Raw genomic sequence first — 23,464 nt, 5'->3', positions numbered from 1 at the left:
AGTGACCGCTCACGGACAGTCGGCCCCGGCACCGCGCCGCACCGACGGAGTGCCCGATGCGCAGGCGACCGCCCTCACACCCGCGGAACGCGCCGTTTGGGTCGCCTCGGAGGTCGACCCCGACACGGCCGGCGACTTCCGCCTCGGCTGGACGACCCGCTTCTCCCCCCGTCATGACCCCGGCCGTGTCGCCCGGGCGGTCGCCCGCGTGCTGCGGGCCGAACGACGGCTGTCGCAGACCGTCGTCCTCGACGACGGCGAACCGCGATGGGTGCCGTCCGCGCCGCCGGAGCCCCCGGCCGTGGTCGATCTGCGCGCTGCGGCCAGGCCCGAGGACGCCGTCGCCGCCCGTGTCGACCGGCTGCGCGGCGAGATGGTGCTCGGCGGAGGCGGGCCGCTGCACCGTCACGAGGTCCTGCTCGTGCCCGGCGGCTGCGTGTGGGCGCAGGCCTACCACCATGTGCTCGTCGACGGCCGCTCCATCCGCGAGCTGTCGCGGCGAGTGAGCGGAGTCCTCAGCGGCGGGGCTGTAGCGGCGCCGCCGCCGCGCCCCGCCGACCACTCTCGATCGGAGGGGAACGGGGCTGCCGTCGTGGCGTCGCTGGACAGCGCCGACGACGGCTTAATCGAGCGTCCCGCGCGCAGCATCCGGAGTGTCGCCGTCGACCTCGCGCCCGAGCTGGTCGGCGCCCTGCCGGTGCTCGCCGAGCGCCACGGTCTGAGTAGCGCACGCACGCTCGCCGGGCTCATCAGCGCCTACACGACGACCGCCCGCGGCGGAGGAGCTCACGCCGTGCGGCTCGCGGTCGCCGGTCGCGGCGACCCGCAGGCGATCGAAATGCGCTCGGCGGTCGTGCCGCTGCGTCCGGCCATCGACGGCGACGTGTCGATCGACACCTTCCTGCGCTGCTTCGACGATGCGCTTCGCGCTCAGCGGCCCGCTCAGGACGTCGACCCCGACTCCGTCGCCCACGCGCTGCGCGCCCGATTCGGCACCCCCACGCTCACGGCGCCGGGGATCAACGTCATGCTCGACGCGCACCGCGGCGAAGGCGTCTCGCGCTCGAGTTGGGTAGGGCCCTCGACCGACCTCGAGGTCGTGGCCGAGGGCGAGCTGGATAAGCGCGCCCTGCGAATCCTCGTGCGCGGCCGCGCCGATCGCCTCGAGCTCTCCGCTCACGCGTGCGGACTCGTCGCGTTCCTGGCCTCCGCCGTGGAGGCACCCGACCGCGCGCTGAGCGCGCACCGGCTCCTGGACGACGCCGAGCACGCCCTGCTGAACACGCGCAACGACACAGGGCGCTGCGTGTCCGACGCGGACGTCGTCGACATGGTCCTCGCCCGCGCGCAGAACGCCCCGTCCTCGGTCGCCGTGGTCGACGGCGACCGCACGGTCGACTACCGCACGCTGCTGGCGGTGGCCACGCGCATCGCCCGCGTTCTCCGAGACGACTTCGGCGCTCGTGCCGAGACGGTCGTCGCGATTGATATGCACCGCAGCGCCGAGATGGTCGCGGCCGTCCTCGGCGTCCTGATGTCGGGGGCCGCGTTCGTCCCGCTCGACCCCGCCTGGCCCGTGCAGCGCCGAGCGGGCGTCATCGCCGACTCGGCCGCGCTCGCCCGACTCGTCGGGCCCGGCGCAGGTCCGTCGACGGGTCTCCCCAGCCACGTCGTCGACCTCGAGCGGTCCGATCCGGTCGCCGACCTCGTCCCCCGCGACCCGGAGTCGCTCGCCTACGTGATCTTCACGTCGGGTTCCACCGGGAATCCGAAGGGGGCGATGATCCGCCACAGCGCCATCGCGAGTCGGATGCGGTGGCAGATCGAGCGCGTCCTGAGGTTCGGCCGCGGCGACGCAAGCCTGTTCAAGGCCCCGCTCTCGTTCGACATCTCGATCAACGAGGTACTGCTCCCCCTGTGCTCCGGAGGAACGGTCGTCGTCGCCCGCGACGGCGAGGAGCGCGAGCCGGAGCGGCTCCTCCAGCTGATCTCGGAGCACGGAGTCACGTTCACCTACCTCGTCGCGTCGATGCTCGACGCGCTCCTCGACAGCGACGCTGTGGCGTCGACCTCCCGCCTCACGGGACTCCGACAGGTGTGGTGCGGTGGCGAAGCGCTGACGCCTGAGCTGTTCGAGAGATTCCGGCGTCGGTTGCCGGACGCGGCGATGTACCACGGCTACGGGCCGGCCGAGGCGACGATCGGCGTCTCGCACGTCGTCTATCGCGGCGACCGGGTGCGCAGCATCACCTCGATCGGACGACCCAATCCCGGCTGCCGGCTCTCCGTGCTCGATCGCGCCCTGCGCCCGGTGCCACCGGGAAGGGGAGGGGAGCTCTACATCGCGGGCGACCTGCTGGGCCGGGGGTACGTGAACGCCCCCGCCCTCACCGCAGCGCGGTTCGTGGCGAACCCCTTCCACGACCCCGGCGATCCTGCGAGCACTCCGCGGCTCTACCGCACCGGTGACCGCGTGCGGTGGAACGGCGAGGAGCTGGAGTTCCTCGGCCGCGCCGACAACCAGGTCAAGATCGGTGGAATGCGCGTCGAACTCGAGGAGATCGAGCGGACGATCATCGCAGTACCCGGCGTGCGGGCCTGCGCCGCGGTGGTGCGCGGCGCCCGCGTGCACGCCGTCATCGTCCCGGGCACGGGGGTCCTGGCGGCGCAGGTGGAGTCGGCGGTGCGGCAGCGGGCGACCGACACCCTGCCCCGGCACCTGGTCCCCGCCTGGGTAACGACGCTCGACGAGCTGCCGACGACGGCGAACGGCAAGGTCGATCGCTCCGCCCTGCCCGAGCCGCCCCAGCCGGCGGCGAACTCTCGTGAGCTGACGCCGGCCCAGAGACCGGTCGCCGCCGAGATCGCCGCGGTGCTCGGCATCGACCCCGTCGCGATCGACGCGTCGACTGGATTCTTCGCGCTGGGCGGTGACTCGCTCGCAGCGGTCCGGCTGGCGAACCGGCTCTCTCGGGCGCTGCGTCGCGCGGTGCCGACGCGCGCGGTGTTCGAGAATCCCACGGTGGCCGAGCTCAGCCGATTCATCGAGCAGGCCGACGCCGAGGCGCCCCGCCCGAGCGCGATGGATGACGCCGATCGGAGGGTCTGCCTACCGGCGACCCCGGGCCAGCGACGCATGTGGCTCGCCTCGCAGCTTGACACGGCCGGGGCGACCTACACCGTCCCCCTCGCCTTCCTCTTCACGGGCGAACCCGACCGCAGCGCACTGAATGCGGCGCTGGCCGACACGACACGCAGGCACGCGGCGCTGCGGACCCTCCTGATGCCCGGGAGCGACTCCCTGATCGCCGAGCGGCTCGCGGCCAACGACCCTCGGGCGCACCCCAGCGTCGAGGACGTGTCGGACGTCGACGCCTTCGTGCGACGGCCGTTCGATCTTGCGTCGTCGATCCCGATCCGGGTCGGCCTGTGCTCACGCGAGGACGGCTGGCTCCTGGTCATCGCGCTGCACCACAGCGCCGTCGACGCGGCATCCGAGCCCGTCCTCCTCCAGACGATCTCGGATGCCATGCGCGCCCGATGGGCGGGGACGGCCCCGCTCCTGGGCGCCTCGGACACCGTGATCGCGGCGCCGACGGGCGAGAGCGCGACCGACGCCCTGGCGCGCCTCGGCGCCTTGCCGGACCGGGCCGAGATTCCCGGCTGGAACGCCACCACGGCGGGCCTCGGGCGCGCCGGAGCGACACAAACGCGAGTGCTCACCGGGCCGTCAGCCGATGCCGTGCGTGCCCGCTCGCTCGAGGGGAGCGTCTTCGAGCTGGCGGTCCGAGCGGTTGCGACCGGCGTTGAGCGGCTGGGCGGACCGTCGGAGCTGCTCATCGCGGCGCCGGTGGCACGCACGACCCCCGACGATGCGATCGTGGGCTGTCACATCACGACGACGCTGTTCGCCGTCGGAAGCGACACTGACCTGCAAGCGCAGATCATCGCCGCCCTGGACACCCGGGCGGATATCGCCGACCTGGTGACCGCGGCTCCGGAGCTGCGCGACCGAGCGGCGCCGCGCATCATGGTCGTTCATCGACCGCGACACCTCGACCGGCTCATGCTGGGCGAGCACGAAGGAACGCGCGTGCCGATCTCGACGGGCACGGCGAAGTTCGACGCGACCATCACCGTGGCCGAGGTCGGCGATGACATCGCCGTGGAGCTGGAGCACGCGACGGACGCCCTCGCCGCCGAGGAGGCCGAGCGCTTCCTTCGTCACGTCTGTGCGGCGCTGGCGGGCGTCGACGAGGTCGACAGGGCCGCACTGGCTCTCCTGGAGGGCGGGGCGGCGATCGAGGGCGCACGCTCCCGCACGCTGACCGAGCTCCTCGCCCCCGGTGCCTCGGACGAGGCCCACCGCATCGCGGGGGTGCTGGCGGCCCGGGGTCGCGGGCCGGGGTCGGTCGTGGGGGTGTGTGCCGTCCGCGGCGTCGTTCAGGTCGACCTCGTGCACGGCGTCGTGCTCGCGGGAGCGGCCTACGTTCCGATCGATCCCGCGTGGCCGGCCGCCCGGCGCGAGGCGGTCGTCGCCGACTCCGGTGCCGACCTGGTCCTCGACGCGGCTCCCGACTCCTCGGCCCCCGTGGTACCGCCGATAGCGCCTTCGCCCGACGACGCTGCCTACGTCCTGTTCACCTCGGGGTCGACGGGACGCCCGAAGGGCGTCGTGGTGAGCCATCGCGCGATTGTGAACCGTCTGCGTGCGGCCCCCGACCTGCACGGGATCGGAGCCGACGACGTCATTCTCTACAAGACGCCCTTCACCTTCGACGTGTCGGTCTGGGAGCTGTTCCTCCCGGTCGTCCTCGGCGTGCGCCAGGCGGTCGCCCCGCCCGAGGCACACCGCGACCCGGCGGCCACCGCCGCCGCGATCACGGCGGAACGCGCCAGCGTCGTGCACTTCGTGCCCTCGGTCCTCGCCGCATTCCTGGAGCACCTGTCCGGCTCCCGGGCCACGGCGGAGCTCGTCGCGCGGACCCTGCGCGTCATCGTCTGCAGCGGTGAGGCGCTGACCCCGAGCCATCTTCGCGGACTGTCGAAGCTGCTCCCGGGGGTTCGCGTCGACAACCTGTACGGGCCGACCGAGGCGGCCGTCGATGTCACCGCTGCCCTTGATGTCACCGCAGCCCTCTCGGCGAGCGCCGACCGATCCATCGCGATCGGTCGACCGATCGCCGGGGTGGCCTGCCGCATCCTGGATGCCGCTCTGCGGCCGGTCGTGCCCGGCGCGGTGGGCGACCTCTATCTCTGCGGTGTGCAGCTCGCCCGTGGGTACGTGCACCGGCCGGCACTGACCGCGGAGCGCTTCGTGGCCGATCCCTTCGCCACGGGCGGGCGCATGTACGACACGGGCGACCGCGCCCGCCAGCGGCCGGACGGGAGCCTGGACTACGTCGGTCGCCGCGACCGCCAGGTGAAGGTCGGCGGGCAACGGATCGAACTGGGCGATGTCGAGGCCGCGCTGACGTCGGTGCCCGGCGTCCACGCGGCGGCGGCGTTCGTCGTCGGCGGCACCCTGGTCGCCGTGTACACGGGTCGGGTGGCGCCCGAAGCGGTGCAGTCGCACGCATCGGCAGTCGTCCCGGCCGCACTCGTCCCGGCGCGCCTGAGCGCGGTCGCCGAGCTGCCCCTCACTCCACACGGAAAGCTGGATCGAGCGGCGCTGACGCTGCTGGATCGTGTCCCCGAAGCCGTCGGGGGCCGCGCGCCGGCGGGAGCGACCGAGGTGACGCTGTCCGAGGCGTTCGCCACGGCGCTCGGGGTGTCGGCGGTGCCGGCGGACGTGGACTTCTTCTCGCTCGGCGGCGACAGCATCTCGGCGATCGCCGTCGTCGCCGCGGCGCGGCGCGGCGGCGTCCCCGTGTCGGTCGTTGACCTCTTCGAGACCCGGACGGTCGAGGGGCTGGCGACCCGATGCTCCCCCGCGGCGGCGACAGCGGGGAGCCAGCAGCGTGCAGTCCCGCTCCCCGCGTCGCTCGTCGCGGCGCGGGCCGACGGCGCCGACATCGACGCGATGACCGTCTCGGCCCCGCTGGGGACCGCGGACGCCGCGGCCGCCCGCCGCGCGCTCGCCGAGGTCGTCGCGGCGCGCACCGAGCTGCGGGTGCGTCTGGACAGGAGCCGCGCCCGGCTGTGGCGGGCGTTCCAGGTGGACCACGTCCCTCCCGGGGACGGAGTCAGTGCGGCCGAGGGACGGCTCGCCGCCGTCGAGACCGCGGACGACGCGACGCAGCTCATTGTGCATCGAATGGCGCTGCCCGCCGACGCGGAGCAGGGGCTGCGTCGCCTGGTCGCCGAGATCGGCGACGCGATACTCGCAGGAGAGGAAACGCTATGACCGAGAACGCGACCGAGACGAGGCGCGTGCAGGGCGCACGCGAACGGATGCTCTTCCTCGCCGACATCGAGGACTCGCCGGGGGCCTACGCGATGCCGCTCGTGCTGCTGATCACCGGTGGCCGCATCGACGTCGAGGTGTTCGCCGCCGCGTTCCGCGACGTGGTCGCGCGGCACGCGAGCCTGCGGACGGCCTTCGACAGGACCGGTGACGGCTGGGTCGAGAACGTCAGGGACGCCGCCGAGGCACCCGTCCACGATCGTTCGACGCAGGCGTGGGACGGGCGGCTGCCGCTCGCGCCCGACCCTCGTCGCGAGGTGCCGGCGGCAGCGGTGGTCTTCACCGAGCACGTCGTGATCGTCGTCCACCACGTTGCGGCCGACGGAGAGTCGATGTCCGCGATCCTCGACGACCTCGAACGCGCGTACGCGCACCGCCTCGCCGGCCGCGCGACCCTCTGGCCGGGGAGCCCTGCGCCCGAGGCCGAACCGCTCCGCGCATCGGCGAAAGGACTCGCCCCGCTGTTCGCCGGAATGTCGACCGCGATCCCGCTGCCCCTCGATGCGCCCCGCAGCCCCGCGCCAAGTTCGGCGGCGGTCCGCCAGGAGCACCTGCTGCCCGCGTGGCTGGCGCAAGCGCTCACCGAGACGTCCGGCCGGCTCGGGGTCTCCCGCCTCATGCTCCTGCATGCGGCCGTCGCCCTCGCCCTGCGATCCAGGGGAGCGGGCGACCGCATCCCCCTGGGCATGGTCGCCGACCTGCGCGAGGGCTCGAACGCCGGTGTCGGCCTGTTCCTCAACACCATCGTGGGGCTCACCGACCTCGCCGGCGCGACCACCGTGGGCGAGGTGATCGGGCGTGTCCGCGACTGTGCGCTGGACGCGTGGGAGCGGCGGGCCGTGCCGTTCGACGAGCTCGTGGCCGAGGTCGCTCCCGCCCGAGCCGCCGGCCTGCATCCGCTCTTCCAGGTCATGATCGCCGAGGTCGACCGCCGGACGCGGACGGTGGCCCTGGGCGAGGTCGCCGCCGAGGTCCGTCACGACGCCGAGCCCACCGCGAAGTTCGACCTCACGGTCGCCATCGGCGAGGGTGATGACGGTCTCGTGGTCGACGTGCTCTCCCGCGCCGACATCATCACCCGCGAGACGACGTGCGCCCTCCTGGAATCGGTCGTGCTCGCGCTGATCGCCCTGACCGGAGACACCACTGCACCCGTCGATCGGCTCGCACTGATCCGGACGACCAATCGTCGCTCGGCACTGCGACCGCCGAGCACCGCGATCACCCAGCGGCGGATCGCGCTGCCTCGGCAGCACGCCGCTGCGGCCCTGGTCGGCCTGTACGCCGCGAGCGACAGCGTCGGTAGCCGCCGCGACGGCGACGAGTACGTTCCGCTCACGCTCGACGAGCTCCTCGACGCCGCGGAGGTTACGCCCCAGCCCCGGCGTCCCGACACTGCGGTCGGGCGTTCGATCGCGGCATCGGCGCTACCCGAGGGAGTCCTGCTCACGGCGGCGTCGGAGGTGATCGACGAGGAGTCCTGGCCCGCGCTACTCGGCGCGCTCTCGTCGGGCTTGGCCCTCGGACTCCACGACGCCGCCGAGTACGTCGAGGTCCTCGTCCGTCGCGCCGACGCCCTCGAGATCATCGACGCCGCCGAGGCGTGGCTCGACGTGATCGAGTCGACGCCCTCGTCGACCGCTGACCCGGCCTGGGCAGCTCTCGACGCCGGTGCGTCCGCGCACGCCGAGCTGCCCGTCCCGCCCGCCTCGGTGATCGCGTGGCGCACCGCCGTCCTGTCGGGGCTCGCCGATCTCCGGTACGGCCCCGCCGTCGCGATGGTCAGCGAGCCCGACCGGGACGATCCCGCTCGTGCGTCCGCCATCGGTGTCCGCCGCCGCATCTTCCCGGCGTTCCTGCGGGGCGACGGCACGATCGTCCAGCCGTCGGCCGACGCCGCCCGTCATTACACGCTCGCCGGGGAGGTGAGCCGGCACACTCCGGGGGTCTTCGACGACCTAGTCCACGCCGACGTGCACATCGACATCCACGTCTCCGACCTGCCCGTCTCGCCCGCCGAGGGCCGCGTCGCCGTGACGGCGAGCATCGCCGACGGGCACTGGCGGGTGTCGGTGTCGGGGCATCGGGATGCCGCGGCAATCGCGACCGCCATCACTCAACACGTCCCCCTCGACGACTCGCCGAGCGCCCTCAGCGCCATCGTCCGTCCGGCCGAGATCCGGGTACTGGACACGGTTGGCATCGGCGACGCCGCGATCCGCGGCCTGGAGCGGACGGCGGGGCCGCTGCTCGCGGTGTATCCGGCGACAGCGCTGCAGGAGGGCCTGCTCTTCCATCGAGACCTCACCGGAGACAGCCAGGTCTACCTGTCGCAGACGATCACCGAGTTGACCGGGACGCTCGACCTGGCGGCGCTGCGGGCCGCGGCCGCACGGACGATTAAGCAGCACCCGCAGGTCGCGGGTCGTTTCCGACGCATCGGCGGGCGCACGGTGCTCATCGTCCCGCGGTCGCCGCACCTGGAGTGGGACGTGCGCACGGGCGAGGACCGTGAGCAGTTCCTGTCGGAGCAGCGCGAGCAGGGGTTCGACGGTGAGGGAGCGCTCCTGCGCTTCGGCCTCCTCACCTCGCCGGACGGCCAGCAGCACACCTGGGTGCTCACCGTCGAGCACGCGATCCTCGACGGCTGGTCGATCTGGCGATTCTTGCGCGGCATCCTCGACGAGTACACCCGCCGCGGGTCGGCCGTCGACCGACCCGGGCCCCCCTACGCGGCCTACATCTCCTGGCTCGCCGCCCGCGACCGGCAGGCGGCGCGCTCATCCTGGGGCGACGTGCTCGCGGGCGTCGAGGGGCCGACCCTCATCGCTGCGTCCGGGTCCGCGGGTGGCCGCACCGACGACGCGCGATCGGTCGAGCGCACGCTGACGCTTGACCCGGCGCTGACCGCTCGTCTGCGACGGACCGGTGCGGCGGCACGCGCGCCGCTCAGCGCCGTCTACGAGCTCGCGTGGGCCCTCGCTCTGCGCCGCGAGACGGGTCGGGGGGACATCGTCTTCGGCACGGTGACCTCGGGGCGGCCTCCCGAGATCTCCGGTATCGACGATCTGCTCGGGTTGCTGTTCAACACCGTCCCGGTCCGCGTGCGCATCCGCCCGGGCGGCGACGTGCAGAGCCACCTCGACGACCTCACCCGGTTCCGTCGCGTGCTGCTCGCTCACCCCGACACTCCCCTCTCCGAGATCCTCGCGGGATCGGGACACCGGGAGCTGTTCGACACTCTGTTCGTCTTCCAGAACATCCCCGTCACCCCGCCCTCGGAGCGGCTCGGCCCCGACGGAGGACTGTGTCAACGCTCGCAGACGGTCCGCGATGCCACCCACTATCCGCTGAGCATCGTGGTGAACCCCGGCGACGAGTGCTCGGGCGCGCGTCTGCGCATCCTGTCGCGACCGGGCACCTGGCCGAGCGACGCCGCCGCGCAACGGGCGGTCGACCGCATCGTGGAGGCGTTCGTCAGGGCGCTCGACGGGATCTCTGAGCACCCCGGCCCGCTCGCCGCGCTCGACCTCCGCAACCCGAGCGCCACCGGCTCGGACTCCCTCGTCGGCGCGACGACGGGAGCCGCCGATGCGGAGGTGCTCGCAGCGACGGTGTGGCAGCTCCTCGTGCAGCGTGCCCGCGTCGATCCCGACGGGCTCGCCGTGGTAGCGGGCCCGGTCCGCTGGAGCTTCGCCGACCTCGTACACCGGGCGACGCTGCTCGCGACCGCGCTCCAGGAGCGGGGCATCGGTCCCGAGTCCCGGGTCGCGCTCCTGCTGCCGAGGGACGCGCGCATGATCGTCGCGCTGTTCGCCGTCTTCGCCGCTCATGCGGCGTACGTCCCGATCGACCCCGCACTGCCCCAGGGCCGGGTGGCCGACATCCTCCGCGAGGCAGCCCCGGCCCTCGTCGTCACCGACGATGCCCTCGCCGCAGCGGTCCCGGCGGACGTCCCCGTGCTGTCATGCGACGCGGCGGGCGACGGGAGTCTCGTAGAGCCCGATCGCGCGCTCGACGCCCTCGCCTACGTGATCTTCACGTCCGGATCGACGGGCGCGCCAAAGGGCGTCGCCGTGCCGTACCGCGGTCTCACGAACATGGTCGTGAATCATCGCGCCGCGATCTTCTCGGCCGTCGTGAACGCAGCCGGCGGACGACGCCTGGCGATCGCGCACACGACCTCCTTCGCGTTCGATGCCTCGTGGGAGCAGCTGCTCTGGCTCCTCGACGGACACAGCGTGCACATCATCGACGACGACATGCGTCGGGACCCGCGGGCACTGCTGTCCTACTTCGACGACAACCGGATCGACGGTGTCGACCTGACCCCGAGCTACGCCGCACTCCTCGTGGAGGAGGGACTGCTCGCTCGCGAACGCTGCGCCGACCCGACCATCGACGGCCCGGGTGTCGTCTTCCTCTCCCTCGGGGGCGAGGCCGTGCCCGACGACCTGTGGATGGCCGTCCGCGACGCCCCCGGCGTGCGCGCCTACAACCTCTACGGTCCGACCGAGTACACGATCAACGCGCTCGGCGCCGACCTCGAGGAGCGCACCACCTCAACGATCGGCCGGCCCATCACCGGAACGGTCGCGCAGGTGCTCGACGACGCCCTCCGCCCCGTCCGGCCCGGGGTCGCGGGCGAGCTGTACCTCTCGGGGGTCGGCCTGGCTCGCGGTTACCTCGGCCGGAGCGACCTGACGGCCGAGCGGTTCGTCGCCGATCCGTTCGGTCTGCCGGGGCGACGGATGTACCGCACAGGCGACCTTGTGGCGATCGACGACGACGGCCTGATCAGCTACCTCGGCCGCAGTGACGACCAGGTGAAGATCCGCGGGCACCGCGTCGAGCCCGCCGAGGTGTCCTCGGCCCTCGTCACGCTCGACGGGATCCGCCGGGCCGCAGTCGTGCCACTGCGCGGGACCCGCGGGACCGAGCTCGCGGCCTACGTCGTGCCCGACGTCGCCGACGACCCGCCGCGGGCCGTCACGATCAGGGGAGCGCTGCGGTCGCGGCTCCCGGACTACCTCGTGCCGGCCACGGTGACCGTCGTCGACGAGCTGCCGCTCACCGTCAACGGCAAGCTCGACGTGCGCGCCCTGCCCGAGCCCGCGCGGGAGCCGGTCGAGAGGCGACACCCCGTCGGCGATGTCGAGTATCTGATCGCCGAGGCGATCGCGGAGGCGCTCGGCATCGAGGAGGTGGGTCGCGACGACGACTTCTTCCTCCTCGGCGGCCACTCGCTCCTCGCCGTGCGGGTCGTCTCGCGACTGCGGTCGTCCTCAGGCCTGGACCTCGGCGTGCGCGACCTGTACGCAGCGCCGACCGTCGCCGGGCTGGCGCGGGCGGCGGCGGGCGATCGCAACGAGACAACGTTCGCCCCGGTCCTTCGCCTGCGCGACACCGACGGCCCGGCCGTCTTCTGTCTCCAACCCGCCGGCGGACTCGGCTGGGCGTATGCGGGCCTGTGCCGGCACCTCGATCCCGCGTACGCGGTGTATGCGCTGCAGGATCCCGCGCTGTCGGGCGGCCCCGCGCTCACCTCCCTCGAGGCCATCGTCGACGACCAGATCGCGCGGATCCGCGCCGTTCGCCCACGAGGCCCCTACCACCTGCTCGGGTGGTCGTTCGGTGGACAGCTCGCCCACGCGATCGCCGCCCGGCTCGACGAGGTGGCCTCCGTGGTCCTCCTCGACGCGTACGCGGACGGCGGGCGCGAGGAGGTCGACGTCCCCGTCGCCACGCAGGTCGCCGGCTTCACGCGCAGCATCGCCGATGACCCCGTGCTCGCCGACCTCGACCCCGACGCTCGGGAGCGTCTGGTAGCAACCTTCGAGCGTCACCTGCGGCTGTCGATCCCCGCGCTAACCGGCTCGGTGCGTGCCGACACCCTGCTGGTGGCGGCGACGCGAGGCGTCACTGCCGACACGGCGACCCGGCGCGACGCCGGCTGGCGCTCGCGCATCACCGGTCGACTGCGCATCGAGCCGGTCGACCTCGATCACGGGGGCCTCGGGCGCGCGGCCGGCTGGGAGGTCTTCGGCCGCCTCGTCGCGAGGTGGATCGAGGGCGATCGCTGAGCCACTCGCCAGGCGCTCGCGGAGGGGAACCGCCCTGAGACCCGCAGAGATTCGACCACACACACGCCAGAACCCTGATGACAGCGACTGCTCATCAGGGCTCATCCGTCGGGCTGACAGGATTTGAACCTGCGACCCCTTGACCCCCAGTCAAGTGCGCTACCAAGCTGCGCCACAGCCCGTGGCAGTCCGGGCCGAAGCCCGGGCAACTCGACTACCCTAGCGGATGCCGACCCCGGAAGTGAAAACGGGCGCAGCCCGTAGACTCGCTCCGCGGAACGCGTCGGCACCGGCCGATGCGCCGCCGACAACTCGGGAGGCGTCAGCAGTGGATGCGCGGCAGAAGCGATCACAGGTGGCCCTGCATCGGGCGATCATTGCACTCGCGACCGGCCGCGACGTCGCCACACTGACCGTCTCCGAGATCACCGGTCTCGCGGGCGTGAACCGCTCCACCTTCTACGCCCACGCGTCCTCCGCCGCAGAACTGCTCTGCGCGGCCCTGCGGGACGAACTCGACCTGATCCGCGAGGGTTACCTTCAGCAGCTCCGCAGCGGCGCCGCGACCGACGCGAGCATCCGCGAGGCCACCGCCTGCGTCCTCCGGCACCTCGACGGCCACTGCGACCTCTACCTGCGGGCCTTCGACGCGCCCAGCGGCGACTCCGGACTGCGCGCGATGCTCGCCGACCACTTTCGCACCGCCGTCTCGGCGACCCTGGACACTGGCGTCCTCGACGTCCCTGCCGTGAACACCCCGCTCGGATTCCTCGAGAACGCGACTGCCTCGTTCCTGGCCGCCGGCTCGGTCGGCCTGATGGAGCAGTGGCTCCGCTTGCCCGCCCCGCGCGACCCCGACGTGTACCTCGGCGCGTACCGTCAACTCCTCCCGCCGTGGTGGCCCTTCGCGACCAGTCACTGAGCGCCGTCGCTCTGCGCAGACGAGTCCGGCCCGCAGGAGGACCCCCGCGGACCGGACTCGTGACAGCAGCGATCAGCGCGCGCGCTTCTCCCGCACCCGCATGTTGACGTTCACCGGCGACCCCTGGAAGCCGTAGATCTCGCGCAGGCGGCGCGCGATGTAGCGGCGGTAGCCCGGATCGAGGAAGCCGGTGGTGAAGAGCACGAATGTCGGCGGGCGCGACGAGGCCTGGGTGCCGAAGAGCACGCGCGGCTGCTTTCCCCCGCGCAGGGGGTGTGGGTGTGCCGCGGTCAGCTCGGCGAGGAAGGCGTTGAACTTGCCGGTCGGAATGCGGGTGTCCCAGGATTCGAGGGCGAGTTCGAGCGCCGGTACGAGCTTCTCGAGGTGGCGGCCGGTGCGGGCCGAGATGTTCACGCGGGGCGCCCAGGCCACATGCGCCAGATCCGTCTCGATCTCGCGCTCCAGGTAGCGGCGGCGCTCGTCGTCGAGGAGGTCCCACTTGTTGAAGGCAAGCACGAGCGCACGACCCGACTCCAGCACCAGGTCGATGATGCGCACGTCCTGCTCCGAGATCGGCTGCGAGACGTCGAGGACGACGACGGCGACCTCAGCCTTCTCGAGCGCGGTGGAGGTGCGCAGCGACGCGTAAAAGTCGGCGCCCTGCTGTAGGTGCACGCGGCGGCGGATGCCCGCGGTGTCAACGAAGCGCCACACCTTCCCGGCGATCTCGACCTGCTCGTCGACCGGGTCGCGCGTGGTGCCGGCGAGTTCATTGACGACGACCCGCTCCTCCCCTGCTGCCTTATTGAGCAGGCTGGACTTGCCGACGTTCGGGCGGCCGAGGATCGCGACGCGGCGCGGGCCGCCGACCTCGCGCTTGGCGACGGCCGACTCGAGCGGCAGCTTCTCGAGCACCGCGTCGAGCAGGTCGGCCACACCGCGGCCGTGGACGGCCGAGACGGGGCGGGGCTCGCCGAGTCCGAGCGACCAGAGCGAGGCGGCGTTGGGCTCCTGGCGGGCGTCGTCCACCTTGTTGGCGGCGAGGAAGACCGGCTTCTTCGTCTTGCGGAGCAGCTTCACGACGTGTTCGTCGGTCGCGGTCGCGCCGACGTTCGCGTCGACGACGAAGATCACGGCGTCGGCGAGGTCGATGGCGATCTCGGCCTGCATCGCGACGGACGCATCTATGCCGCGGGCGTCGGGCTCCCAGCCGCCGGTGTCGACGATGGTGAACGAGCGGTCGATCCACTCCGCCTTGTACGACACACGGTCGCGGGTGACGCCCGGAGTGTCCTCGACGACGGCCTCGCGGCGGCCGAGGATGCGGTTCACCAGTGCCGACTTGCCGACGTTCGGGCGGCCCACGATCGCCACGACCGGGAGTGCGGGGAGGTAGCGGACCTCGTCCGAGTCCTCGCCGGCGAACTCGAGGAGGTCGAGATCCTCCTCGTCGAGGTTGTAGTCCTCGAGCCCGCTACGGAGCGCCTGCGCGCGTGAGGAGGCGAGCTGCTCGTCGAGGTCGCCGAGGCGCTCGACGAGGTCGTCGTCTCCGAAGTTCAGCTCGTCGTCACCGACGTGCGTGTCCTGTGCCATAATCGGCCCTTGCTCTCGAAGTTCGGACCTCGGCGACCACCGCGTCGACGGTCTGCTCGAAGTCGAGATGAGTGGAGTCGAGAAGAGTGACTCCGTCTGCGGCGTTCATGAAGTCGACCACCTGCGAGTCGGCGCGATCCCTTGACCGCAACGCCTGACCCGTCGCCTCGGCGGATTCCGTGGTGACCTCGCGCGAACGCCTCGCCATCCTAGCCTCTTCGCTCGCGGTGAGGAGGATCCGCACCGGAGCGGTGGGAGCGACGACCGTCGTGATGTCGCGGCCCTCGACAATGATCCCCTCGCGCCGCGTCTCCCCGATGATCCGCCGGAACAGTAGCGTGATCCTCCGCCGCACCTCGGGCACCTTCGCCACCGCCGAGACCCGCGCGCTCACCCGAGGCTCCCGGATGGCGGCGGTCACCTCGGTCGGGCCGACCCAGACCGAGTACGACTCCGGGTCGGTGCCGATGGAGTAGTCGAAGCCGTCGAGCGCATCGACGATCGCGTCCTCGTCCTCGAAGTCGAGGCCGCGAGCCAACCCGTGCCAGGCGAGAGCGCGGTAGGCGGCCCCCGTGTCGAGGAACTCGAAGTCGAGGCGGCGAGCCGCCGCGCGCGACACGCTGGACTTGCCGCTGCCGGCCGGACCGTCGACGGCGACCACGACCGCCTCGCCGAAGTCGCCCTGCTCGTCGGCCTCGGAGCGGGTCTCGCGCTCAGGAGCCGTGCCTCCCTCCTCCGGGATGCTCTGCTGCGCGCGGCGGGCGGGCGTCATCCGGTTCAGGCCGCCCTCCTGCCTGTTCTGCTCGGTACTCATCGGGCGATCCTCTGCTCGGTGCTCATCCGGCGATCCTCCAGCCGCGTACGGTCAGTTCTTCGGTCAGCGGCGCGACCGCCTCGGGCACCACGGAGATTTCGGCGAGCCCCACTCTGCGCCCCTGCGCGTGCTCGAGCCGCACGTCCTCGAGGTTGACGCCGGCTTCGCCGATCTCGACGAGGAGCCGCGCGAGGGTCCCGGGCGAGTCGTCGATGAGGACGATCAGGGTGGAGAAGCGCTGGTCCTGGCCGTGCTTGCCGGGCAGGCGCGCCACTCCGGCGTTACCCGCGGCGAGGTGCTCAGCGAGGACGCGGCGCGACCCCGGCGCGTCGAGGTCGCGGAGAGCGTCGGCGACCGCGGCGACGTCGTCGCGGAAGGCGTCGAGCACCGCGACGACGTGCTCACGGTTGGCCGCGAGGATCTGCATCCACAGCTCGGGCGCGGAGGCGGCCAGGCGCGAGACGTCGCGGACGCCCTGCCCGGCCAGGCGCAGCGCCGCGTTCGGAGCAGCGAGAAGGCGCTGGCCGAGCAGCGAGGAGATCACCTGCGGAACGTGTGAGACCAGCCCAACCGAGAGGTCGTGCTCCTCCGGATCCATCTCCACGATGGTGCCACCGAGATCCAGCGCGAGACCCTCCACCCGCGCGAGCGCCTCGGGCGTCGTCTCACTGTCGCGGCAGATCACCCAGGGGCGACCGACGAAGAGGTCGCCGCGCGCCGCGACCGGGCCGCCGCGCTCCCGGCCGGCCATCGGGTGCGAGCCGATGTATCGAGCGAGGTCGACGCCGCGGGCGCGCAGCTCACGCAGGGGCTGGGTCTTCACGCTCGCCACATCGGTGACGACGGCCTCCGGGTACGCCGCGAGCTCGCGCTCGACGACGCTCGCGGTGACGTCCGGAGGGACGCAGACGACGACCACGGACGGCCGGTCGGCCGAGGTGGCGGCGCGGCCGGCCCCGTAATCAATGGCGAGGGACAGGCTCGCGGGCGACGCGTCGTCGAGAACCACGTCCACCCCGCGCGAGGCAAGGCCGAGGCCGATGGAGGCGCCGAGCAGGCCGGAGCCGACCACCCGCACCGTGCCAGTCGTCCGCAGGGCGGGCGGAGCGGGGCGCAGGAGCTCGTTCACCCGGACAGCCTAGCGATCGGTGCGACGCTGCTTGTCGGCACCGGAACGGCGCGGAGGAGCCTCTCCACCGCGGCCGCCTGTGGAGGAGCCTCCACGATCGCCAGAGCGCCCCGCCTCAGGACGCGGACGCCGGGCCCCCATGCTCGCCTTCTTCGTCGGAAGCGCAGGAGCGGCAGCCACCGCCTCGCCGCCCTGCCGCGCGATCGTCAACAGCGCACCCAGCTCATCGCGCGTGAGGTCGCGCAGGTCGCCCGAGCGCAGCGTCCCGAGGTGCAGTGGACCGAACTGGCGCCGGACCAGCTCGATCACCGGGTGTCCGACCGCCGCCAGCATCCGACGCACGATGCGGTTGCGCCCCGAGTGCAGGGTGATCTCCACGAGCGATGCGTTCGAGCGCCCCTCCGGCCGGCCCAGCAGCCGTGCCTTGTCCGCCACCACCGGTCCGTCGTCGAGCTCGATCCCCGAGGTCAGTGTCGCGATCGTCTGCGCGAGGACCTGCCCGTGCACCTTCGCGATGTACGTCTTCGTCACGCCGAACGACGGATGCGCGAGCACATGCGCCAGCTCACCGTCGTTGGTCAAAACCAGCAGGCCGGACGTCTCGGCGTCGAGGCGACCGACATTGAACAGCCGCTCCTGGAAGTTCTTCGTGTAGAGGCTGAGGTCCGTGCGGCCGTTCTCGTCCGCCAGCGAGCTGACGACGCCGACCGGCTTGTTGAGCATCACGTAACGGCGCGAGGTGTCCAGCTGCACCGCGACTCCGTCCACCTCGATCCGGTCGGTCGCCGGGTCGATGCGGCGACCGAGCTCGTCCGCCACCTCGCCATTCACGCGGATCCTCCGCGCCACGATCATCTCCTCAACCACTCGTCGGGAGGCGACCCCCGCTGCCGCGAGGACCTTCTGCAGTCGTTCGCCCTCGGGGCCACTGTCAGGCGCGCTCATCGAATCCGTCTCTTCCGTCGCTCAGTAGGGGGGAGATCTTCGGCAGCTCGTCGAGCGAGGTGAGGCCGAGGTGCACGAGCAGATGCTCGGTGGTGCCGTAGAGGACCGCGCCGGTCTCGGGGTCGTGGCCGACCTCCGCGATCAGGCCGCGGCCGAGGAGAGTGCGCGCGACGGAGTCGACATTGACCGCTCGGATCTGCGCGACCTGGCCGCGCGAGACGGGCTGTTTGTAGGCGATGACCGCCAGCGTTTCGAGCGCCGCCTGCGAGAGCCGAGTGGGGTTCTGGGTGAGCACGAAATCCGTGACCACCGGGTCGTATTCGCGGCGCACGTAGATCCGCCAGCCCCCGCCGACCTCGCGCAGCTCAAAGCCCCGCCGGGTCGATCCGTCGACGCCGTCGTAGTCGGCGACCAGCCGCTCGATCGACTGGCGCACCACCGCGATCGGCCGCGAGAGCGCCGTCGCGAGCGCGGCGAGCGACTGCGGCTCGTCGGCGACCATCAGGATTGCCTCGATTGCCCGGTCGATCTCGAACGCGACGGTTCCGGGGCCCGCCTCAGGAGTCATAGTCGGCTCCGAGCGCGGCGAGGCTCTCGTCGCTCCACCGCTCCGCGACCCAGCGCAGCGTCAGCTCGCCGAGCGGCTCCGGCTGCTCGAAGGTGATCGCCGCGTGCCGGTAGAGCTCGAGCACGGCCAGGAACCGCGCGACGATCACGCCCTTCTCGTCGGCGCCGGTGATCAGTTCGCGGAAGGTGGCCGACTCCCCGGCACGCAGCACGGCGACCACATGCGCCGCCTGTTCCCGGATGCTGATCTGCGGTGCATGCAGGTGGTCCAGACCAAGCGTCGGCAGCTCGCGCGGGGCGAGGGCGACGGTCGCGAGAGCGGCGAAGTCGGCGGCCGACAGGGTCCAGACCAGCTCCGGCTTCGCGGCCCGGTACTCCTCCTCCAGGGGCACATCGCGCCGGTGCCGCGCGGTCTCGACCGCCATCCGCTCGGCGAACCACGACGAAACCTGCTTGAACGCCTTGTACTGCAGGAGCCGGGCGAACAGCAGGTCGCGCGCCTCCAGCAGAGCCGCGTCCTCCGCGTTCACGAGCTCGCCCTGCGGCAGCAGCCCGGCGATCTTGAGGTCCAGGAGGGTCGCCGCGACGACCAGGAACTCGGACGCGCGGTCCAGCCCCTCGAGCGTGTCGATCCCGTGCAGGTAGGAGAGGAACTCGTCCGTTACCGCGCTCAACGCGATCTCGGTGATGTCGACCTGCTGCTTCGCGATCAGGCTCAGCAGGAGGTCGAACGGCCCCTCGAAGTTGGTCAGCGCAAGGTGAAACCCGGCGGGAGCGGGACGCTCCTGAAGCACGGCCTCAGGCGACCGCGCCACGCGAGATCAGCTCCCTGGCGAGCTTGCGGTATGCCTTCGCGGCGTTGTGCTCGGGCGCGAACTGGGTGATCGGCACGCCGGACACGCTGGCATCGGGGAACTTCACCGTGCGGCCAATCACCGTCTCGAGCACGCTGTCGCCGAAGGCGTCGACCACGCGGTCGAGCACCTCGCGCGAGTGCAGGGTCCGGGAGTCGTACATCGTGGGCAGGATGCCGTCGAGCTCGATCACCGGATTGAGGCGGTCGCGGACCTTGTCGATCGTCTCGATCAGCAGGGCCACACCGCGCAGAGCGAAGAATTCGCACTCGAGCGGGATGAGCACGCCGTGGCTCGCCGTGAGGGCGTTCACGGTGAGCAGGCCCAGCGAGGGTTGGCAGTCGATCAGCACGACGTCGTAGTCGGCACTCACCTTGCGCAGCACCCGGGCGAGGATCTGCTCGCGGGCGACCTCGTTGACGAGGTGCACCTCGGCTGCCGACAGGTCGATGTTGGCGGGGATGACGTCCAGGCCCGGGACGCGGGTCTTCCGGATCGCCTCGACCGGGTCCTTCACTGTGCCCAGGAGCAGGTCGTAGATCGTGATCGAGTCGTAGGTGGTGACGCCGAGGCCGGCCGAGAGGGCGCCCTGCGGGTCGAAGTCGATGGCCAGGACCCGGCGACCGTACTCGGCGAGCGTCGCGCCCAGGTTGATGGTCGTCGTCGTCTTGCCGACGCCACCCTTTTGGTTGCAGAGCGAGATGATCCGAGCGGGTCCGTGGCCGGTGAGTTCCACCGGCAGCGGGAAATCGCGCAGGGGGCGACCGGTCGGGCCGAGCGTCGGGGCTTCGAGACCGGTGAGTTCGGCCTTGTCGTCCGTCTTGCGTGTCACCTGCGTCGTCCTCGCTTCCGTGTCGGCGTGCGCTCCCGCGCGGCCTTCGTCGAGTGTACCGGCGCCCCGCTCCCCCGCTGCGGCGCCCCGCCGCACGGCCCTACGCCTCAGCGTCGCGCTCGCGGATGCGCCGACGTGTACACGTCCCGTAGCGTGTCCGCCGTCACCAGCGTGTAGATCTGCGTCGTCGCCACCGAGGCGTGCCCGAGCAACTCCTGCACCACGCGAACGTCCGCGCCGCCCGCGAGCAGGTGGGTCGCGAACGAGTGACGGAACGTGTGCGGCGAGATCTCGCGGTCCAGGCCCGCCTTCTCGGCGACCGCACGGATGACTAGCCACGCGCTCTGCCGCGAGAGCCGACTCCCGCGCACCCCGAGGAAGAGCGCCGGAGTCGCCCGTCCGCGCCGCGACAGCTCCGGCCGGGCCCGCACCAGGTACTCCTCGACCGCCTCACGGGCGTAACGCCCGAGCGGCACCATCCGCTGCTTCGAGCCCTTGCCCGTGAGGCGCACCACTTCGGCGTCCACCACGTCGTCGACGGTCAAGTCGACCGCCTCCGAGATACGAGCCCCGGTCGCGTAGAGCAGTTCGAGCAGCGCCCGATCGCGCAGATCGGCGAGCTCCTCGCCCCGCGCCGCGTCGAGCAGCGCCGCCATCTGCTCGACCGTGACCGCCTTCGGCAGGGTCATCGGGATCTTCGGCGGCAGCACGTCTCGGGCCACGTCGTCCGCAACGAGCCCCTCCTCTAGAGCAAACCGGTGCAGCCCGCGGACGCTCGAGAGGATCCGCGCCCGCGAGCTCGCCGCGAGCGGTCGTTCCGTCCGCGCGGCGAGCCAGGAGGAGAACTCGCCCACGTCCGCCCGCCGCAGCTGCGCCAGGTCGTCGGTCCCGCGCTCCGCGAGCCAGCCGAGGTAGAGCGCCAGGTCCCGCCGGTAGGCAGCGAGCGTGTGCGCCGAGAGCCCGCGCTCCACGCTCGCCTGGCGGAGGAACGCCTCAGCGCAGGCGCGCGGGCTCACCCCCGGGGGTGACGGACCCGCGGGTGACGGGTCCAGGGCGAGGAGGCGTCACCCAGTCCGCTCCAGTCGCGCGAGCGGAACGCGTGCGCAGCGAGCACCGCGATGCTCAGCGACGGGTTCTGCACCCGGCGGGCCAGCACCGCCTCGACGGCCTCGTCGAGCGGCACCCAGCGCAGCTCCATATCGGCTTCCTCGGCCTCGCGGTCGAAGGCGGATCCGGTGGCCGAGAGTTCGCGCGCGAGATAGATCCGGATCACCTCGTCGCTGCCGCCGGGCGACGTCGCGAACTCCGAGAGCAGGTCCCAGCGCTGGGCCCGCAGGTCCGTCTCCTCGCCCAGCTCGCGCTGCGCAGCGGCGAGCGGATCCTCGCCCTGCACATCGAGGAGGCCCGCGGGGATCTCCCACTCCCGGGTACGGACCGGATGCCGGTACTGCTTAATCAGGGCGACGCGGTCCTCGTCGTCCAGAGCAAGAACCGCGACGGCGCCGGTGTGGTCGAGGAACTCCCGGCGCAGCTCCCCACCGCCGTAGCGGAACGTCTCGGCGCGGACGCCCCAGACCATCCCGTCGAAGACCCGTTCGCTGGTCAGGACGTCCGGCTCGACCAGCTCGTCCGAGAGCGGCTCACTCATGGGCGCCGGCCTCCGATGCCGGGAAGAGGCGCGACGCCTCCTGGCGCTCGAGCGCCGCGCTCACCAGTCCGCGGAAGAGCGGGTGCGCGGCGTTCGGACGCGAGCGGAGTTCCGGGTGCGCCTGGGTGCCGACGTAAAAGGGGTGCTTCTCCCGGGGCAGCTCGATGTACTCGACCAGGTGGCCGTCGGGCGAGAGGCCCGAGAACCAGAGCCCCGCCTGCGCGATCTGCTCGCGATAGCGGTTGTTGACCTCGTAGCGGTGGCGGTGGCGCTCGGACGCCTCCGGTGCGCCGTAGACCTCCGCGACGATCGAGCCCTCGGCGAGCTCAGCCGCGTACAAGCCCAGCCGCATGGTGCCGCCCATGTCGCCGGAGGCGAGGATCTCGACCTGCTCGGCCATCGTCGCGATCACCGGGAACTCGGTCTCGGGGTCGAACTCCGACGACGAGGCGCCCTCGAGCCCCGCCTCGTGGCGCGCGTACTCGATGACCATGCACTGTAGCCCCAGGCAGAGCCCGAGCGTCGGAATGCCGTTCTCCCGCGCGAAACGCAGCGCACCGAGCTTGCCCTCGATGCCGCGGATGCCGAAACCGCCGGGCACGCAGATGCCGTCGAGCTCCGAGAGGGCCTTCGCGGCGGCCTCCGGGTCCTCGAGCCCGTCCGAGGCGATCCAGCGGATGGTGACCTTCGTGTGCTGCGCGAAGCCGCCGGCCCGCAGCGCCTCTGTCACCGACAGGTAGGCGTCAGGTAGGTCGATGTACTTGCCGACCAGGCCGATCGTGACGTCGTGCTGGGGCTCGTGCACGGCCTCCAGCAGCCGCGACCAGCCGTCCCAGACAACCTCGCCGGCCGGCAGGCCCAGCTGGTCGATGATGTAGGCGTCGAGCCCCTGCTCGTTGAGCATCTGCGGGATCTCGTAGATGGACGCGACGTCCTTCGCGTTGACCACGGCCTGCTCGTCGACGTCGCACATCAGCGCGATCTTGCGCTTGTTCGACTCCGAGACCGGACGGTCGCTGCGCAGCACCAGAGCGTCCGGCTGGATGCCGATCGAGCGCAGCGCCGCGACCGAGTGCTGCGTCGGCTTGGTCTTCTGCTCACCAGAGGCCCCCATGAACGGCACCAGCGAGACGTGCACGAAGAACACGGTGCGGCGCCCCAGCTCGTGACGCACCTGGCGCGCCGACTCCAGGAACGGCTGGCTCTCGATGTCGCCGACCGTGCCGCCGATCTCGGTGATGATGACGTCCGGCTGCGGGTCGTCCTCCGCCTGAAGACGCATCCGCCGTTTGATCTCGTCGGTGATGTGCGGGATGACCTGCACCGTGTCGCCGAGGTACTCACCGGCGCGCTCGCGAGCAATCACCCGCGAATAGATCTGGCCGGTCGTGACGTTCGCGGCCTGGTTGAGGTTGATGTCGAGGAAGCGCTCGTAGTGGCCGATGTCCAGGTCCGTCTCGGCCCCGTCATCGGTCACAAAGACCTCGCCGTGCTGGAACGGGTTCATCGTGCCCGGGTCCACGTTGAGGTACGGGTCGAGCTTCTGCATCACCACGCGCAGCCCGCGGGCCGTCAGCAGATTGCCCAGGCTCGCAGCGGTCAGGCCCTTGCCAAGCGAGGACACGACACCGCCGGTGACGAAGATGTGCTTCGTGATCCTTGCGGGGGCGT

At 71.9% G+C, this 23,464-nt stretch carries 12 protein-coding genes, 1 tRNA gene and 1 pseudogene; 3 read left to right on the top strand and 11 right to left on the bottom strand.

Going from position 1 to position 23,464, the window contains the following annotated elements; all coding sequences use genetic code 11:
• Position 1: 1 nt before the first annotated feature.
• Both C1O28_RS04500 and C1O28_RS04495 read left to right on the top strand, forming a co-directional pair.
• Positions 2–6,346, top strand: coding sequence for a non-ribosomal peptide synthetase (locus tag C1O28_RS04500; protein WP_097166934.1), 6,345 nt, complete (start codon positions 2–4; stop codon positions 6,344–6,346).
• Positions 6,343–12,489 carry a non-ribosomal peptide synthetase gene (locus C1O28_RS04495; protein ID WP_160487550.1) on the top strand — a complete coding sequence of 2,049 codons (6,147 nt, stop codon included), beginning with the start codon at positions 6,343–6,345 and terminating at the stop codon, positions 12,487–12,489. The genes C1O28_RS04500 and C1O28_RS04495 overlap by 4 nt, the downstream gene beginning before the upstream one ends.
• A gap of 108 nt (positions 12,490–12,597) precedes the next feature.
• On the opposite strand, the gene C1O28_RS04490 is transcribed toward C1O28_RS04495, so the two are convergent.
• Positions 12,598–12,671, bottom strand: a tRNA-Pro gene (locus C1O28_RS04490).
• Positions 12,672–12,844: 173 nt separating this feature from the next.
• Between C1O28_RS04490 and C1O28_RS04485 the strand changes: the two genes are divergently transcribed.
• Positions 12,845–13,411 (top strand): TetR/AcrR family transcriptional regulator, encoded by a 567-nt coding sequence (locus C1O28_RS04485; RefSeq protein WP_097166932.1) that lies wholly within the window; start codon positions 12,845–12,847, stop codon positions 13,409–13,411.
• Between the two features lie 72 nt (positions 13,412–13,483).
• Here C1O28_RS04485 and der read toward each other — a convergent pair whose 3' ends face one another.
• From der to C1O28_RS04435, 10 genes and pseudogenes are all read right to left on the bottom strand, one after another.
• Entirely contained in the window at positions 13,484–15,004 is a 1,521-nt protein-coding gene (gene der, locus C1O28_RS04480; RefSeq protein ID WP_097166931.1) for a ribosome biogenesis GTPase Der, read from the bottom strand.
• On the bottom strand, positions 14,979–15,818 hold the full coding sequence (gene cmk / locus C1O28_RS04475) for a (d)CMP kinase (RefSeq protein ID WP_237398127.1): 840 nt from the start codon (positions 15,816–15,818) through the stop codon (positions 14,979–14,981). Before cmk ends, der begins: the two co-directional genes overlap by 26 nt.
• Positions 15,819–15,840: 22 nt before the next feature.
• Positions 15,841–16,947 carry a prephenate dehydrogenase gene (locus tag C1O28_RS04470; protein WP_097166930.1) on the bottom strand — a complete coding sequence of 369 codons (1,107 nt, stop codon included), beginning with the start codon at positions 16,945–16,947 and terminating at the stop codon, positions 15,841–15,843.
• A 192-nt stretch (positions 16,948–17,139) separates the two neighbouring features.
• Positions 17,140–17,892: pseudogene (locus tag C1O28_RS04465) on the bottom strand (pseudouridine synthase); the annotation flags it as partial.
• A complete protein-coding gene (scpB, locus tag C1O28_RS04460; protein WP_097166928.1) occupies positions 17,879–18,460 on the bottom strand; it encodes an SMC-Scp complex subunit ScpB in 582 nt (193 codons plus the stop codon). The gene scpB and the pseudogene C1O28_RS04465, both read right to left, overlap by 14 nt.
• A complete protein-coding gene (locus C1O28_RS04455; RefSeq protein ID WP_097166927.1) occupies positions 18,450–19,274 on the bottom strand; it encodes a segregation and condensation protein A in 825 nt (274 codons plus the stop codon). Before C1O28_RS04455 ends, scpB begins: the two co-directional genes overlap by 11 nt.
• Positions 19,258–20,145 carry a ParA family protein gene (locus C1O28_RS04450; RefSeq protein WP_097166926.1) on the bottom strand — a complete coding sequence of 296 codons (888 nt, stop codon included), beginning with the start codon at positions 20,143–20,145 and terminating at the stop codon, positions 19,258–19,260. Before C1O28_RS04450 ends, C1O28_RS04455 begins: the two co-directional genes overlap by 17 nt.
• 107 nt (positions 20,146–20,252) lie before the next feature.
• Positions 20,253–21,161 (bottom strand): site-specific tyrosine recombinase XerD, encoded by a 909-nt coding sequence (xerD, locus tag C1O28_RS04445; protein ID WP_097166925.1) that lies wholly within the window; start codon positions 21,159–21,161, stop codon positions 20,253–20,255.
• Positions 21,158–21,793 carry an NUDIX domain-containing protein gene (locus C1O28_RS04440; protein ID WP_097166924.1) on the bottom strand — a complete coding sequence of 212 codons (636 nt, stop codon included), beginning with the start codon at positions 21,791–21,793 and terminating at the stop codon, positions 21,158–21,160. The genes xerD and C1O28_RS04440 overlap by 4 nt, the downstream gene beginning before the upstream one ends.
• Entirely contained in the window at positions 21,786–23,450 is a 1,665-nt protein-coding gene (locus C1O28_RS04435) for a CTP synthase (RefSeq protein WP_097167066.1), read from the bottom strand. Before C1O28_RS04435 ends, C1O28_RS04440 begins: the two co-directional genes overlap by 8 nt.
• Positions 23,451–23,464: the final 14 nt, after the last annotated feature.

The organism is Rathayibacter rathayi (genome assembly GCF_004011095.1).
GTDB classification, from domain to species: Bacteria; Actinomycetota; Actinomycetes; order Actinomycetales; family Microbacteriaceae; genus Rathayibacter; species Rathayibacter rathayi.
This window is presented reverse-complemented; position numbering and strand designations above follow the sequence as displayed.